The following is a 16,753-nucleotide window of genomic DNA, read 5'->3' as shown; positions in this document are numbered from 1 at the left end:
CTTTTTTAAAATTATTTAAAAAAGTTTAAAAAAGTTTAAAAAATATAGTTCTTAATTTTGCCAACAAAAAAAGAACACTATCTAAATCATACAACAAAATTGTAAATTGTTGGGAATGAATATTAGTGTTCTTTTAAAAAATATCTATTTACCTGTGAGGTTATGCACTGCGTTAGCAACATGCTCAACATCAGTTCCAATAATGATTTGGAGACCTTGTTCTCCTAAACGCTTGACGCCATAAGCTCCTAAAGCTTTGATGTCTTTATCATCAATATTGGTTTGATTATCTTTTACAGTTAATCTTAGTCGAGTTGCACAGTTGTCCACTTTGACAATGTTTTCCATACCAATGATTTTGACAAGTCCTTCTGCCATAGTTTGGTATTTGTTTCCATCACCTTTTTTGGGAGCAACTTTTGAAACTGCAACTTCTTCTCCATCATCTTCTCTACCTGGAGTTTTAATGTCCATTTTTTTAATAACAAATTTAAATGAGAAGAAGTAAGTTGGGAATGCTAGTCCAGCCAGAGCAAACATTCATAATGGGTTTGAAAGTACTCCATAGACTCCACCTCTAGCCATTCCTGTGTAACTACTCATTCCTCATGATGAGGCAAATGAAATAATGTAGTCAATGAATCCTCCACTAAATCCAAATCCAACACGCATTTGCATTGCCACTGCAATGGCTGCAAAGACTGATGTGAAGAAGGCATTCATCACTCATAAGATTGGTCCTACAAAGATGAAGGCAAAGATCAATGGTTCATCGATTCCTGTTAGAGCGGCTACAACAGCAACTCCTCCCAAGAATGTCGCAACTTCTTTACGTTTTTCTTTTTTAGCACTGAAAATCATAGCTAGTGCTGCACCTGGTAATCCTCCTCAGAACATTGGGAAGTAACCAGTTTGGAAGTTACCTGAAATCATAGATTTTTGGAAGGCATTGATGTCCCCAAAAATTGTGTAGGTTCCATCACCAACTGAAATTGCCCCAGTTGGTAATGCACCTGCTCTAACAACAATGTAATCTTTAAAGTTTGATTCATTGATTGTTACATTGAATAATGAACTTAAAGCAGCTAATGCTGTTTCATTTGGTACTCCAGCTGGAGCAACGTCACTAAACATTATTACTTTTCCACTAAAATCAACAATGTGTCCACTAATTGGTAATTGGAATCACAAGAAGGTGTTAATAATGTGGTGTAAACCTGTTGGTTGTACAAGTCTGTTAATAAATGCATACAAGAATGCCCCTGGAATTGCCCAGGCATCTCCTGAAGAAATCTTATTACCAAATGAAACTAGACCATATTGGAATCAAGGTCAAATGATTGCAAATATGAAGGCAACAGGAATTGACAATACCATTACAATCATAGGTACAAATCTTCTTCCGCCAAAGAATGATAAGGCTTGAGGTAATTTGGTTTCTCTAAATTTATTGTATGATCAAGCTGATAAACAACCTGCTACAATACCTCCAAGAACACCAATATTTAAGATGTATGTACCTCCAATTTTGGTGAGCTTGCCATCAATTATTCCATAGTTTGGAACATAGAATAATTGTGATAAACCACCACTTACTTCTCCTGTCACTTTATCATGTACATCAAATTGAAGTACAGTTTTATAGAATAATGATGGTAATCCATTTTCTACTAAAAATGCAGTTAAAATTAAGTAAAATGCTGCTCCAACAAGTCCAGCTTCACCACGTTGGTCTTTAGCAAGACCAAAGGCAGTACCAATTGCAAAAATCAATGGTAATTGATCAAATATAGTTCCACCTGGCTTTTGAATAATGAATCCAAATCATCAACCTACATTATGTAGTGCTTCTTCAGTAGAATTCAGTTCAATCCCTAAACTTCCAAAACGATTAAGTAAGGCTGCAAAGGGAAGCAATGCAATCGGGTACATTAATGATTTACCAAGACCTTGAAGTTTTGCTAAAGTATTACTTCAAAATCTCTTTCATCCATTTGAACCTGGAGTGCTTATTTTTTCTTTTTTAGGCTGTTTTACTGCAGCCTTTTTTTCTAGAATTTTATCCATATGAATTCTCCTTTCCTAGAAATTATAGTACTAAAAGAAAAAAATAGCAACGTACTTTTACATTTTTTTGCAAAATGTTGCTATTATTTACATATTTCTACAAAGAATTGCACTCAACAGAATAAACTTATCAATGCCAAGGCAAAGACAATAAAAACTACTAGTCACCTTCTAAAAAAGACATAAATGAACCTTTGTTCATGACTTGGGGTAATGCTAATTCCTCTTTGTTTGTGTTTTTGGTGAGCTATCACTAAGTAGATGCACCCACCAATCAAACCCAGAGTACCTAAAATTCCTCCAACTAATAAATAAATTTCTAAATTACTCATATGGATATATCACAACTCCTTGAACTACCCTGTTTACTTCACCAGTTGGACAGGGATTGTCAGGGTTGAGCCCTTGTTGGATTGATTTATTTACTGCAAAAATTTGTAATAAATAAATGTATGCTAATCCAATAAAGATTTCTTCATGTAATTGTCCATTCAAGGTAACTAATTCTCCTTGTTTTGCTAAATTGTTTTCATCTAAAGCATCTAGCATAATCAGTTTTTTAATTTGTTTTTGTTGGCTTAATTCCTTAATTAAATCAAGATCATACTTTCTTTCATAACTACTTGCTGATACTAACATAAAAACAATAGTTTTTTCATTTAAAATTGATTTTGGACCATGTCTAAAAGCTAGGGTATTGTCAAAAAAGGCAGGAAATTGCCCTTGAGTTAACTCAAGTAATTTCAAGCGACTTTCTTGGGCAAAGGCTTGATTACAACCACTTCCCAAGTAAACAATTCTTTCAAAGTCTAAGTCTGACAATTTGTTTGCTTCTGTTTCAAGATAATTTGTTAGTCCTGAAAAGTTTTTCAACTCTGCATCTATTTTTTTAATGTCAAAGTCTGCTTGAGCAAGTTTAACAATACCTCAAGCTGCTAACATCATTCCTGAATAACTTGATGTCATTGCAAAACCCAAGTCATTTGCCTCTGCAGGTAATAAAAACATTTTTGTTTTTACTTGTTTTAAACCATTTTGATATAATTGTCCATCTTTATTACAAGTAATAATAATGTGCACAATGTCATCAACAAATTGATTAGCTAAATCAACTGCTCCAACTGATTCAGGCGAGTTTCCACTTCTAGCAAATGACACCAAGATTGTTGGCTTATTTAATAAATACTTTGTGGGAGCACTAACAATGTCAGTTGAAGCAATTGCTTCAGCATCAAGTTGATGTTGGCGACAATAACCAACCAAAGCATTACCAATAAATTCACTGGTCCCGGCTCCTGTAAAAATTACTTTATGATTTTTAAGTGGCTTTAAAAATTCAAGTCATTCTTTTTGGTTTGCTTGCAATTCATGCAAGACTTTTTCTCAAACTTGTGGTTGTTGTTTGATTTCTTTAAGCGTGTTATTACTCATTGTTTTTCTCCTTTATTTGGCAATAACTATGTTATTGAATTTTGTTAATAAGTCCTTGTTAATTTCTTGATCACTAATTACATTGGTAACATTAATCATATTAACAATGGGGTTGATAGCATAGTTGTTTAATTTTGTTGAATCTACCAGTAAATAGTTTTGTTCTGAATTTTCAATAGCCATTTTAATTACATTATTTTCTGGTAAAAAATCATCAAAGGCATTTCCAATTTTATCAAAAGCTATGGCACTATAAAATGCTTTGTGAATTCTAAATTCTTGAAAATACTTATTGGCATTTCCAGGAATAAAGACTTGTGACTTTTCTCGGAAAAGACCTCCCATTAAAACTACATCTTTGATATCGGGATTTGCTACTGCTTTTTGTAAGACTGATAAAGAATTAGTAACCAGTAATCTGATTGTCTTAGAGATATTGGTTACAAACTCTTCAATTGTTGTTCCTGCTCCACAATAAATCATATCTCCATCTTCTAAAAACTCATTTGCTTTTAAAGCTATCTTGTGTTTTTTATCTAAGTTTTTATTTACAACATTATCTTTAACTTGATTTTCATTACCAATGTTAACATTAATACCACCAAAAGTTAATGTGATGGCTCCGGTAACTTCTAATTCCTTTAAGTCTCTGCGGATTGTTGCTGATTTAATTCCCTCTTTTTCAAAAGTATCTAAAAAATCAGTCATAGTAATGAAACTATGTTTTTCAAGTTCTTTTAAATACAATTTTTTGCGTTCAATTTTATGCATTGTTTCATCTCCCATAAATATATTTTACTCCATTTTTTTATAATTATTATATTAAATGTAATATTTTGCAATATTTTGCAAAATTAAAGCAACCAATGTAACTGGTTGCTCACTGAGTTCTTAAAATTTTTCACCAGTTTTTTTACCTTTTTCATCAACTAAGTAAAGTCATTGAGAAAGAATTAAAACTTGATTTTGATTTACTCTTAGTAAACCACGATGCACATGCACATATTGAATTCCTTTGTCAGTTGCATATTTAACAACTCCAATTTTTAAGGTCGAAACAATAGAAGCATGTCTTGAATAAATGGTCATATCTCCAGCAACAGTTTGAGTGTTTACATATTCTACTTCTTTATCTAAATAAATCCCATTGGGGGTAATGATTTTTAATCTTAATCCACTCATTATTTTTTATCTAGATATTTTTCTCAAACTTCATCAACTGAACCAACATACATAAAGTATGTTTCAGGAACTTCATCAAGTTCTCCATTTAAAATTGCTTTAAATGAAGCTACACTATCTTTAACACCAACATACTTACCACTACGACCTGTAAATTTTTCACCAACCGTAAATGGTTGAGACATAAAGTTTCTGATTTTTCTTGCTCGGTTCACAACCAACTTATCTTCATCAGACAATTCATCCATTCCTAAAATAGCAATAATTGATTGCAAATCTTTGTATTTTTGTAGTGTTTCTTGAACCCTTAAAGCCACTCCATAATGTTCTTCCCCCACAACACTTGGATCAAGAATTCTTGAACTTGAACCCAGTGGGTCAACTGCTGGGTAAATACCCAGTGAGGCAATGGTGCGATCAAGTACTACTCTAGCATCAAGGTGAGCAAAAGTAGTTGCTGGAGCTGGGTCTGTTAGGTCATCTGCTGGAACATAGATTGCTTGAACAGAAGTAATTGAACCTTTTTTGGTTGAAGTAATTCTTTCTTGTAAAGCACCCATTTCAGTTGCCAAGGTTGGTTGATAACCTGCAGCTGAAGGCATTCTTCCTAATAGTGCTGAAACTTCTGAACCTGCTTGAGTAAATCTAAAAATATTATCAATAAATAAAAGTACATCTTGGTTCTTTTCATCTCTAAAGTATTCTGCAATTGTCAGACCTGTTAGAGCCACTCTCATTCTGGCTCCTGGAGGTTCATTCATTTGACCAAAAACTAAACTAGTTTTATCAATAACCCCTGCTTCAGTCATTTCATAGTAAAGATCGTTTCCTTCTCGGGTTCTTTCACCAACTCCAGCAAAAACTGAAATTCCACCATGTTTTTTTGCAACATTGTTAATTAGTTCTTGAACTAAAACAGTTTTCCCAACTCCAGCCCCACCAAACAACCCAATCTTTCCACCTTTTGAGAAAGGCATCATCAAGTCAATAACTTTAATTCCTGTTTCTAAAACTTCAGTTGAGGTTGCTAATTGATTATAGGTTGGGGTAGTTCGGTGAATTGGCATGCGGCGAGTTTCCACAGGAGGTTTTTCATCAATTGGGTCTCCCAAAACATTAAACATTCTTCCTAGAACTTCTTCACCAACTGGGACACTAATTGGTGAACCAGTATTTTTACCTTCCATTCCTCGGATTAAACCCTCAGTTGGACCCATAGCAATGGTACGAACAATGTCATCACCAATATGTTGAACTACTTCTAAAACTAATTTAGTACCACCATTATCAAGTTCAATAGTGTTGTACAATTCAGGAATTTCTGATTCTTTGAATCTGACATCAACAACTGGACCTAGCACTTGAATTATTTTTCCAATACTTGTATTCATATAATTTCCTCCCTCAACTAATTATCGCCTTGAGCATCTGCTCCAGCAACAATTTCACTGATTTCTTGTGTAATGTTTTCTTGACGTCTGCGGTTATACAATATGCTCAGAGATTTTGATAAGTCCTTACCATTCTTAGTAGCAGCTTCCATAGCAACTCGTCGACTTGCTTGTTCTGAAACCATTGATTCTAAAATGGTTCCAAAAATAATTGTGTTTAAATACAATGAAACACTTGTTTCCATAACAATGTCTGCATCAGGTTCTAAGATAATATCTTCTCGATGAGAAGCATGTTCTTCTTTTTTAACTATTGGAAAGACATCAATTATTGATGGCTCAAAAGTCGCATTGTTAATGAACTTGGTATAAATTATTTTAACTGCATCTGTTTCTTTTTGAGTAAATCAAGTCAAGATATCTGAAGCAATGTAAGAAGCTTCATCTGCAGAGAAATTAACATCTAGATCAGTTAATTCTTTTTTAATTTTAATTTTTTTAGAATTACAGAAGTTAATTGCTTTAGAACCAATTGCCACAACTTCATCATTGAGACTTAAATTTTCAGTAACTAATTTAAAAATATTTGAATTGTACCCGCCACATAAACCTAAATTTGAGGTGATAACTACTCACAAAGTTTTTTTAATTGGAACATCTATTTTTTTTAAATAAATTGAATCCTCAGTATTTGAAATTATAAAATTAAAAACATCATAAACTCCAGCCAAATACTGGTGGATGTCTCCAATTCTTTTTGAAAGTCTTTTTAATTTTGCAGTTGCTACCAATTCCATTGCACCAGTAATTTTTTGAATATCTTTAACTAAAGCGATTCTTCCTTTTAAAGCACTTAAATTAATCATTTATTTCAGCTTCCTTCATTCAGCTTCAGTTCCAAAATTTACTGATTTTCAATCTTTAACTGTTTTAACTACTCTTTTCAAAACTTTAACTACTTCAGTTTGAACCTGTTCAGTTAAACTTTCATCATAAGCTTTTTCAACATTTAATAATTTTAAAACTGCTTTACCATCTTCATCTTTTTCAAAGTGTTTAATAACTTCAGATTTAAAATTAGCCATTTCTTCAATTGGTAACCATTTTATGTATCTTTCCTTGATTGCAAGTAAGAAAATTGATTGCATGATTTCACTAAGTGGAGTAAACTGACGCTGTTTTAATAGCTCAACGATTTTTGCTCCATGTTCTAATGTTGTTCGAGTGGCATCATCAAGATCACTTCCAAATTTTGCAAAAGCTTGTAACTCATAGTATTGTGCTAACTCTAACTTTAAAGTTCCCCCCATTTGTTTTACAGCTTTAATTTGAGCAGATGACCCAACTCTAGAAACTGATAACCCTGTATCTACTGCTGGACGAATTCCTGAGTTAAACAATTGCTCTGATAAAAAGATTTGCCCATCTGTAATTGAAATTACATTGGTAGGAATATAAGCAGAAATGTCCCCAGCTTGGGTTTCAATAATTGGGAGAGCAGTAATGCTTCCACCACCAAGCTTTTCATTAACATTGGCAGCTCTTTCAAGTAATCTTGAATGTAAGTAAAAAACATCTCCTGGATATGCTTCTCTTCCTGGTGGTCGACGCAGTAGTAATGATAATGTACGATAAGCAATGGCGTGTTTTGATAAATCATCATAAACTATTAAAACGTCATCGCCTTTATTCATTCATTCTTCCGCAATTGTCACTCCAGTATATGGTGAAATATACTGCATTGGGGCTGATTCACTTGCAGATGCAGAAACCACAACTGTATAATCCATAGATCCTGCTTGTTTTAATTTTTGAACTACTTGAGCTACAGTTGATTCTTTTTGACCAATAGCAACATAAACACACTTTACATTTTTACCTTTTTGGTTAATGATTGTGTCAATAGCAATAGCAGTTTTACCTGTTTGACGATCACCAATAATTAATTCTCTTTGACCTTTACCAATTGGGATAATTGAGTCAATGGCAAAAATCCCTGTTTCTAAAGGTTGATCGATTGATTTTCTTGACATAACTCCTGAAGCAATTCTCTCCACTGGAGCAAATTCATTGTTAACAAAAGGTCCATTTCCATCAATGGGATTACCAATTCCATTGACAACTCGACCCAATAATTCATCTCCAACTGGAGTTTTGACAACTTTACCTGTTCGACGAACTTTACCCCCTTGTTTAATTTGTGAATCATCGCCAATAATAACGGCTCCAACTGCACCTTCTTCTAAGTTTAAAGCCATTCCAAAAACATTATCATTAAAAATTAATAGTTCACCCATCATAACCTTATCAAGTCCGAATAGTAGGGCAACACCATCACCAATGCTGGCAACTGTACCTACTTCTTGAACCACTACTTCTTTTCCATAGTCCAAGATTTGTTTTTTAATAACCTCAGTTATTTCATCTATCTTTAATGGCATATAATCACCCTATTTTCTATTTGTTAAAATTTTTCTTTTCAAATCAATTGCTTTTCCTTGGGCTGAAGAGTCATATTTTTGACCTTCAACTTCTACTCTAATACCTGCAATCAGTTCTTTTTTGATTACATTTTCAAGAAGAATTTGTTTTCCTAATTTTTCAGAGAATTTGTTTTCAATTTTTTGAATAATGTCTTGTGATAATGGAGCTACTGAATAAATGTATCCCTTAGCAACACTTTTTGCATTCAAGAGATCATACTCCACTTGTTTAAAAATTTGTTTAGTTGCTGGCACTAAGTTGCGCTCAACAATTAATAACAGTGTGTGCAAAAGGTTTTGGTCAATTTTACCTTTAAAAGTATTGACTAAAATTTTTTCTTTTGCTTTAAAATCTATGTCATGGTTTGCTAAAAAATCTATCAGAATGAAATTATCTTTAAAAACTAATTTAAGATCTCTTGCTGTTTGCAAGTATTCATCAATTTTATTTTGTTCTACTGCAATTGTGGCAATTGCAGTAGACCAGTTACGAATTAATGATTCTTTAATCATAAACTATAAGTTATTTAAAAATTCTTCAATTAGTCTTTCATTAACCTCTTGGTCAACATTTGTTTCCATAATTTTCTCAGCGGCAACAAAGGCAAGGTCAATAATTTCTTTTCTGATATTTTCTTGGGCTTCTTTTTTTTCATATTCAATAGCTTGCTTTGCATGGTTTTGAATATTTTGAGCTTCTGATTTAGCATCATTTATAATGTCAAACTTTAAATCATCAGCTTCAGATTTTGCAAGCAATAAAATGTCTTTTGACTCTTGTCTTGCTTTGGTTAAAATTTTTGATGCATCTTTTTTATCACGGTTTGCTAATGCTTGTTTACTAGCAGCATCATCTAATAGTTCGTTAATTTTTTTACGACGGTCTGAAACTAGTTTTTTAAATGGCTTGTAAACAAGTCTTGATAGAAACATGACAATAACAATTGTTGATAAAATATGGGCAATGAAATTTGGTAGATTCGGGAGCATTGCTTGTTTAATATCAATTATTCCTGGTGTTGAGCTCTCTGCAAATAGTATTGTTAAATTTAGCATTTTTATAACACAAATAAAATTAGTATAGCAGTTACAAGAGCATAAATAGCACCAGACTCACAAAATCCAGCAGTAATAATAAGTGTTGTTGTAATTTTACCAGCTACTTCTGGGTTTCTCCCAATAGCAACACAGGCACCATAGCCTGCAAGTCCTTGACCAATTGAGGCACCAACCATACCAACTCCGGTAAGTCCGGCACCAATTCCAATTAGTCCACGGTTAATGTCTTCTGCCATTAAAAATGGCAAGGTAGATCCCAATAATCCCCCTCATGTAATATAAAAGTTGGTTAACATTTCTGTAAACATTTTAATTTCCTCCATTGTCTTTCTTAATATATTTTATAATTAAATTTCAGTTTTTTCTTCATTTTTATGTTTATGAATTTTTATTTTTCTGACACGCAGTTTTTTGGTATTATACCTTTCAACTGGTTCAGATGAACGTTCATGTTCTCCATTTTTTGCATTTGCTCAATATGATAAGGTCAACATTGAGAAGACCAAACCTTGAATAAACCCATCAAATAGGTCAAAGTATAGGTGCAATCAAGGTAGTAGCGCTGTTGAAAAGAAGTTAAATCCCGCTCACCAGAGTTGGTCTTGATAGGCATTTGAAACTCCAAAGATTTTTCCTTGAAGATTGATTAAAACGGCATAAAATAATCCTAAAATAATTGATCCTGCCACAATGTTCCCAAATAACCTAAATGATAGAGATAAAATTGGCACAAATTGTGTAAAAATATCAATTGGATTATACATATACCTTTGAAAAAATAAGAATTTTTGGTACCTTAAACCATAATAATAGATAGCCACAAAAGTAACTATTGCCATTGCAAGAGTTACAGTTAATGAACTTGTTAGGGGTTCAAAACCTAGCAGAGCTATGATTGATGATACTAAAATGTATAAAAATAAGTACATAACATAGGGAGTAAGGTGCTTAAATTTTTTACCCATTACCCCAACAACCATGTTTTCAAATGATTGAACCATCGTTGCTGCTAAAACCATAAAACCACTTAACTCTTCGCCATCTTTGATATTTCTAATTTTTAAGTTAAAAATAATACTAAAACTACAGATAACTATTGTAGTTAATAGTATTGATGCAAATTGTGGAGTGAATTTATTCCAGTACTCTAAAAAGTTTACTAATAATAACGAAGGCATAATGACTCCCCCCTTCATATTTAACCTTATAAAAATTTACTTGTATCTTTACTTTATGAGCATTTGGTTAAACAATGCCACACTTAAAGTACCGATTAAGACACCAAAAATGTTAATTGCCTCTGACAAATAGACACTTATAAGGAATGGAACCGCATATATTCCTGTTCTTAGTATAGAAAAAAATATAAATTCAAATGGGTTTTCCTCTGAAACAAGCCTGCTTATGGAAAACCTTAAAAATATAAATGAAACTATGCCAAGAATTACAGCTAATAGTAGACCATAAATTCAAGAAACTGTGATGATATCTGTTATGATAAGTGCTGTAAAGCAAGCTGCTACCAATAAATAAAACAAAGTTATGACTCATAACATTGTTTTATTGGGGCGAATAATTTTCTTCATCATTATCAAACCTCTAAAGATTCCATCATAATAATACTACTCCCTTTATATATCTATGTCAATTTTATAACTTGATTTTATTGAATAATACTGTGTAGAAATGGCACTTTTGAGTTATGTAAAATTTATTATTTCAACTCATTACAATAAAAAAATATGTGGTTTTATTTTGCGGTCTTAATCTGATTTACAAAAATGCCAAAAAACAGATTTTAATTATAATCTGTTTTTTCAATTACTTAGTTTTAAATATTTTTATTCCAAATGGTTCTAAACTAATTTCAGTTCCATCTTCTTTCACGTTAGAAATTAAATCAATTTGATTTTTAAATGAACCTTTTACAGAGTTAACTTTTTCTGAGTTATTCATATAAATTATATATTCATTGTTTTCATCATATTTTTTGTAAACTACAACATTGGTTTTGACATCAATTGAAACAAAAGCAAAAGTTCCATAGCTTCCTAAAACTGGATGTTGTTGACGAACTTGAATTAAGTTTTTAAAGTACTTAAAGATTTTTTGATTTCATTTGCCTTGAACTCACTCCATACACTTACGGCACCAAGGATCATTTTCACCATTCATTCCAATTTCATCCCCATAATAAATACTTGGAGCTCCTGTGCAAGTGAATAAAAATGAATAAGCTAGTAAAAATTTATCAATGTTCTCTCCACAAGTTGTCAAAAGTCTAGCAGTATCATGACTGTCTAAGCAGTTAAACATTCCTACTTGAACATTATCTGGGTAGGTGTGCATTGCATCAACAACTCTATTTTGAAACTCTGCTGCCGAAATTGTTTGTTTTGCTATGAAATCATTAATGGCACTTGTTAAGAAATAGTTCATAACTCCATCAAATTGATCACCTTTTAATCAAGCATTTGCTTCAGTTCAAATTTCTCCAAGAATGTATGTTGGTTGTTTTTGATTGACTGTTTTGCGAAATGCTCTTCAAAATTCATGATCTACTTCATTAGCAACATCTAATCTTCAAGCATCAATATTAAATTCTTCAACTCAATAGCTAGCTACTGACAATAAGTATTCTTTTGCTGCTGGGTTGGCTGTGTTAAACTTTGGCATGTAACCTGTATAAGCAAAAGTGTAATAACTTAATTCTTTAACGCTATTTTCAACTCCACCAGCATCCATAGTTTCAACAGGAAATTTTTTAATGAAAAATCAATCTTTGTATTTTGAGTTTTGTTGATTTTTTACTACATCTTGTCAAATTGGACTACGATAACCAATGTGGTTAAAAACTGCATCCAGCATCACTTTAATACCTAGTTTATGACATTTATCCACTAATTCTTTAAATTTTGCTTTATCACCAAAGTCTGGATCAATTTCAAAATAATCAATTGTATCATACTTGTGATTTGTGTAGGCTTTAAAAATTGGGCATAAATATAATCCATTTACACCTAAATCTTGAAGGTGGTCTAAGTGATCTATAATTCCCTGCAAGTCCCCACCAAAGAAATTATTTGGAGTTGGATCTACTTGTCCTCAAGGTAAAACATCTTTGCGATTTAAACTAGGATCACCATTGGCAAATCTTTCTGGAAAGATTTGGTACCAAACTGTGTCTTTAATTCAACTTGGAGTATTTTGAATATCAATTGGGTTCATTCAAGGAAAAGTAAACCCATAACCCCCTTTAAGTAAAGTGGTCTTTTTGTCAATTTCAAAAAATCCTTTTTCAGTATAAAAAACTTTATCTCCACTTGTACCCTCAATTTCAAAAAAGTAAGTGGCTCTTTTGTCTTTTGGAGCAATGGTGATTTTATAATAATCAAATAATGAAGTTTCTCCAGATTTTTCCATAATAACCGTTTTGAAGTTTAATCCATCATTAAAATCAAATGGATCAGAATAAAACAAAGTAACTTTTTTTAAATCATTATGTTTTGCTTTTAAAATTATGTGTAAATTATCTTGGTCTTGAGCATATGCAAAATTACTTTTTGGCACATGCAAAATTGCTGTTCTTTCTATCATAATTATCTCTTCCTATTTTTCTATTTCTCCAGCCTTATAAAGTTTTTGAAAGTGACCTTCTACTTTTGTTAATTCTAAAAAGGTTCCAGTTTGTACAATTCCTTGAGCATTAGGTCCTAAAACAAAAATTTTATCAACATTTTTAATTGTGCTTAAACGATGAGCAATCACAATAGTTGTCTTGTTAACCATAATTTTTTCAAGTTCTTTTTGAATTACTTTTTCAACAATATTGTCCAAAGCACTAGTAGCTTCATCAAGAATTAGTAGATCTGGGTTTTTTAAAATTATTCGAGCAATCACAATTCTCTGTTTTTGTCCTCCAGAAATCAAGGTTCCTTTTTCACCAAGAATGGTTGTGTATTTTTGTGGTCAAGATTCAATCAAGTCATGCAATCCAGCTTTTTTACAAGCTGCCACAACATCGTCATTTGTGGCCTCAAAAATACCATAACGGACATTTTCATAAACATCTCCATATAAAATTTGGGGTTCTTGTTCAACGTAACCCACATGTCTTAAATAAGAATGTAAATTTAATGTCTTCAAATCTAAGTCATTAATTTTTATAGTGCCGATTGTTGGGTCATAAAATCTTAATAACAATTTAGAAATTGTTGATTTTCCACTGCCAGTTTCACCAACAAAAGCATAACTTTTACCTTTTTCAAAAACTAATGAAGTTGGAGGTAAAATTAATTTTTCAATTTTTTCTGGATAAGCAAAGGACACTCCTTGAAAACTAATATTGTTTATTTCTTGATTAAACTTAATCCCATCCTTAATGTTTTCACTTAAAAGTGATTCAGAGCGAACTACTTCATAAATTCTTTGTGTTGAAGTACTGGCTCTTGAAATCCCAGGAATAATTCCTGAAATTTGTCACAAAGGTCTGGTTAGAGCTGTTAGTCCAGCCACAAATGGTGTGATTAAGGCTGTAAAATAAATTGGATCTTTATCACCAAAAATGAAAATTGTACTAGCAATTGTGGCAAGGGCAATAACAACATCTGATATTATCAAAACTGTAATTAGTCATCCCCCAGTTTTTGCTACTGGTTTAAAGTTTTTAATATAAGGTAGGTGAATTTTTTTAATTCTTTCTTCTTCATATAATCGGGTTCCTGATGACTTGACCAATTTAATTGATCCAATTTTATCAGTTACATCTCCATTGATGTCAGTGATGATTGTTCTAATAACTCCAAATCTTTTTCGATAGTTTTTTACAATTAAAACCAAGAAAATAGCCATTAGATAAACTAATCCAACTGAAATTCCAGCAATAATTGAATTTATTAACATCAAAGTTACTGTTCCAAAAACCAAAACCATTGGAGCGGAAATAACATTGGCTAGTAGTCCATTAATTTCATTACCAATCACATTGGTGTCAGAAATTAGTTTTGTCATAATTTCCCCAATTTTTTTGTCTGAGTAATAAGAAATATCTTGTTCTAAAAGCTTGCTAATTAAAATATTTCTTAAATCAACTTCAATTTTAACAGAAATCATATTTCCGATATAATCTCTAAAGTATGTTCCAAAACACATTACCAACAAAACCCCACAAGTTATTACCATTCACCAAAATCATTCTAAACCATAATTTGTTCCGGCTTGACCATCAACATCATAAATTGCTTGTTGAATAATGATATTGGTTAGATATGATATTCTTGCAGTAAAAATTGAATTAATCACAATCAAAGTAATTAATATGCTGAATAAAAATGGGTATTTTTTTGAAAATAAATTAATTAACTTAAAGAATCCAAGTTCTGGTTTCATTCTATTTTTTAAGGATTCTTCAATTTCTTTGCCTTTTTTAAATTCATTTGAATTTTTTAACTTTTTTTCAAGTTCATAAAGATTTGCATCATGTATATTATCCATTCAATAACTCCCGATTCCTTTTTATTTTTTAGATTCTAGTTTCTAACAGAACCACTGTTTGTCATGCTTTTAATTTTAAATCAGCAAAACTATCATGAGTATTTAATAATACTTCTAAGCCTTGTAAATTTAAAACACTCAAGTCTAACTCTTTTTCACTTCAATTTGCTAAAATTTTAATAGTTTTTTGACCATTTGTGCGTGCATAGGCAAACAAATAAGAGTCATCAATTAAAGTTGGCACATACAGACTATTGGCAATTAGATCTGCATACTCGCTTTTGTTTCTAAAGTTTATTAAAGTTTTTAAATAATTATAAATTCCTGAGGGGTTTTTTAAATCATTTTCAACATTAATTGTTTGGTAATTTTCATTAACTTTAATCCAGGGTTTGGCATTTGAAAAACCAGCATTTTCACTACCATCTCACTGCATTGGTGTTCGAGCATGGTCTCGACCATTTGCTTTTAACCCTTGCATAAATTCTTCATGAGTCAATTTCTTTTCATCAAGTACCAAATCTTGGTAGGTGTTTTTAATTTCAACATCTTGATAATCTGTTATATTTTCTCAATTAGTATTTGTCATTCCAATTTCATCACCTTGATAAATGAAGGGTGTCCCTTCCATTAAAAACAAGGTTGTGAATAAAGTTTTGCTTGAAGCTACTCGAAATTCTTGATCATTTCCATATTTTGAAATCATTCTTGGTAAGTCATGATTTCCTAAATATAATGAGTTTCACCCAAGGCCATGTAAACCTTGTTGTCATTTTTTATAAACTTTTTTCAAAGCAATAAAATCAATTTCTTTGTATAAGTATTTTCCTAATTCAGATTGTAATTCAGTGATTTGTTCAAACTGAAAAATCATTGAAAATTCATCATTTTTTTCATTAGAGTACTTGATACCATCATCAATTGAGGCTCCTCAGCACTCTCCTACAGTTAAAAACTCTGCAGAATTTCAACTTTCTGCTCGTAAATCCTTAATAAATTGATGTAAGTTTGGACCATTTGAGTAGATTTTTTTATCGACTTCTTTACCAATTAAGTCAATAACATCTAGTCTAAACCCTTTGACACCAAAATCAACCCATCATTTTATCATTGCACTTATTTCTGAACGCAACTTTGGGTTTTCCCAATTTAAATCTGGTTGCTCTTTTGCAAATTGGTGAAAATAATATTGTTTGGTTGTTGAATCATATGTTCAAGCACTCCCACCAAAGATTGATTTTTTTTCATCAGGTTGATCTCTTCAAATATAATAATCTCGATAAGGATTAGCCTTGCTGGTTTTTGCTTGCAAAAACCAGTTGTGTTGATCACTGGTATGATTCAAAACTAAATCCATAATGATTTTAATTTGTTTTGCTTCAGCTGCTTTAATTAAATTTTTTAAATCAGCAAGTGATCCATAAATTTCATTAATGTTTTGATAATCAGCAATATCATAACCATTGTCAACTAGTGGTGAAGTGTAAATTGGTGTCATCCAAATTGCTCCAACTCCAAGGTCTTGTAAGTAATCAAGTTTTTCAATGATTCCTTTTAGATCACCAACACCATCATTGTTTGAATCTTTAAATGATTGTGGATACAATTCATAAACCACAGTCTTTTTTCATCATTTATCCATTTTTT

Annotated in this window: 16 protein-coding genes; all 16 read right to left on the bottom strand. The window is 31.8% G+C overall.

From position 1 onward, the window contains the following. Window positions 1–144: 144 nt before the first annotated feature. Window positions 145–2,067, bottom strand: coding sequence for a PTS transporter subunit EIIC (locus tag SCLAR_RS00375; protein WP_100253972.1), 1,923 nt, complete (start codon window positions 2,065–2,067; stop codon window positions 145–147). An 83-nt stretch (window positions 2,068–2,150) separates the two neighbouring features. Next, the gene (locus SCLAR_RS00370) at window positions 2,151–2,399 is read right to left on the bottom strand and encodes a hypothetical protein (RefSeq protein ID WP_100253971.1); all 249 of its coding nucleotides are present in this window, start codon (window positions 2,397–2,399) and stop codon (window positions 2,151–2,153) included. Continuing rightward, complete coding sequence (locus tag SCLAR_RS00365; RefSeq protein ID WP_100253970.1) at window positions 2,392–3,498, bottom strand: SIS domain-containing protein; 1,107 nt, start codon at window positions 3,496–3,498, stop codon at window positions 2,392–2,394. The genes SCLAR_RS00370 and SCLAR_RS00365 overlap by 8 nt, the downstream gene beginning before the upstream one ends. 12 nt (window positions 3,499–3,510) lie before the next feature. Next, window positions 3,511–4,269, bottom strand: a complete 759-nt coding sequence (locus tag SCLAR_RS00360; protein ID WP_169921824.1) for a DeoR/GlpR family DNA-binding transcription regulator — start codon at window positions 4,267–4,269, stop codon at window positions 3,511–3,513. 120 nt (window positions 4,270–4,389) lie between these two features. Then, on the bottom strand, window positions 4,390–4,680 hold the full coding sequence (gene atpC / locus SCLAR_RS00355) for an ATP synthase F1 subunit epsilon (RefSeq protein ID WP_100253968.1): 291 nt from the start codon (window positions 4,678–4,680) through the stop codon (window positions 4,390–4,392). Further along, window positions 4,680–6,071: a F0F1 ATP synthase subunit beta gene (gene atpD / locus SCLAR_RS00350; protein ID WP_100253967.1), complete on the bottom strand. Its 1,392-nt coding sequence runs from the start codon at window positions 6,069–6,071 to the stop codon at window positions 4,680–4,682. The genes atpC and atpD overlap by 1 nt, the downstream gene beginning before the upstream one ends. A gap of 17 nt (window positions 6,072–6,088) precedes the next feature. Continuing rightward, the gene (gene atpG / locus SCLAR_RS00345) at window positions 6,089–6,937 is read right to left on the bottom strand and encodes an ATP synthase F1 subunit gamma (RefSeq protein WP_100253966.1); all 849 of its coding nucleotides are present in this window, start codon (window positions 6,935–6,937) and stop codon (window positions 6,089–6,091) included. Further along, a complete protein-coding gene (atpA, locus tag SCLAR_RS00340) occupies window positions 6,938–8,512 on the bottom strand; it encodes a F0F1 ATP synthase subunit alpha (RefSeq protein ID WP_100253965.1) in 1,575 nt (524 codons plus the stop codon). 9 nt (window positions 8,513–8,521) lie between these two features. Beyond that, on the bottom strand, window positions 8,522–9,067 hold the full coding sequence (gene atpH / locus SCLAR_RS00335; RefSeq protein ID WP_100253964.1) for an ATP synthase F1 subunit delta: 546 nt from the start codon (window positions 9,065–9,067) through the stop codon (window positions 8,522–8,524). A 3-nt stretch (window positions 9,068–9,070) separates the two neighbouring features. Beyond that, window positions 9,071–9,610 carry a F0F1 ATP synthase subunit B gene (gene atpF, locus SCLAR_RS00330; RefSeq protein WP_100253963.1) on the bottom strand — a complete coding sequence of 180 codons (540 nt, stop codon included), beginning with the start codon at window positions 9,608–9,610 and terminating at the stop codon, window positions 9,071–9,073. Window positions 9,611–9,612: 2 nt separating this feature from the next. Continuing rightward, entirely contained in the window at window positions 9,613–9,921 is a 309-nt protein-coding gene (locus tag SCLAR_RS00325) for an ATP synthase F0 subunit C (protein WP_169921823.1), read from the bottom strand. Between the two features lie 39 nt (window positions 9,922–9,960). Further along, window positions 9,961–10,791, bottom strand: a complete 831-nt coding sequence (locus SCLAR_RS00320) for a F0F1 ATP synthase subunit A (RefSeq protein ID WP_100253962.1) — start codon at window positions 10,789–10,791, stop codon at window positions 9,961–9,963. A 48-nt stretch (window positions 10,792–10,839) separates the two neighbouring features. Further along, on the bottom strand, window positions 10,840–11,202 hold the full coding sequence (locus SCLAR_RS00315) for an MG406 family protein (protein WP_100253961.1): 363 nt from the start codon (window positions 11,200–11,202) through the stop codon (window positions 10,840–10,842). A gap of 232 nt (window positions 11,203–11,434) precedes the next feature. Beyond that, window positions 11,435–13,216 carry a glycoside hydrolase family 13 protein gene (locus SCLAR_RS00310; protein WP_100253960.1) on the bottom strand — a complete coding sequence of 594 codons (1,782 nt, stop codon included), beginning with the start codon at window positions 13,214–13,216 and terminating at the stop codon, window positions 11,435–11,437. A 6-nt stretch (window positions 13,217–13,222) separates the two neighbouring features. Further along, a complete protein-coding gene (locus SCLAR_RS00305; RefSeq protein ID WP_100253959.1) occupies window positions 13,223–15,106 on the bottom strand; it encodes an ABC transporter ATP-binding protein in 1,884 nt (627 codons plus the stop codon). A 28-nt stretch (window positions 15,107–15,134) separates the two neighbouring features. Continuing rightward, window positions 15,135–16,748 carry an alpha-glucosidase gene (locus SCLAR_RS00300; protein WP_100253958.1) on the bottom strand — a complete coding sequence of 538 codons (1,614 nt, stop codon included), beginning with the start codon at window positions 16,746–16,748 and terminating at the stop codon, window positions 15,135–15,137. Between the last annotated feature and the right edge of the window lie 5 nt (window positions 16,749–16,753).

The organism is Spiroplasma clarkii (genome assembly GCF_002795265.1).
Classification (GTDB): Bacteria; Bacillota_I; Bacilli_A; order Mycoplasmatales; family Mycoplasmataceae; genus Spiroplasma_A; species Spiroplasma_A clarkii.
The sequence above is the reverse complement of the archived record's forward strand: the minus strand, read 5'-3'. Positions and strand labels throughout refer to the sequence as shown.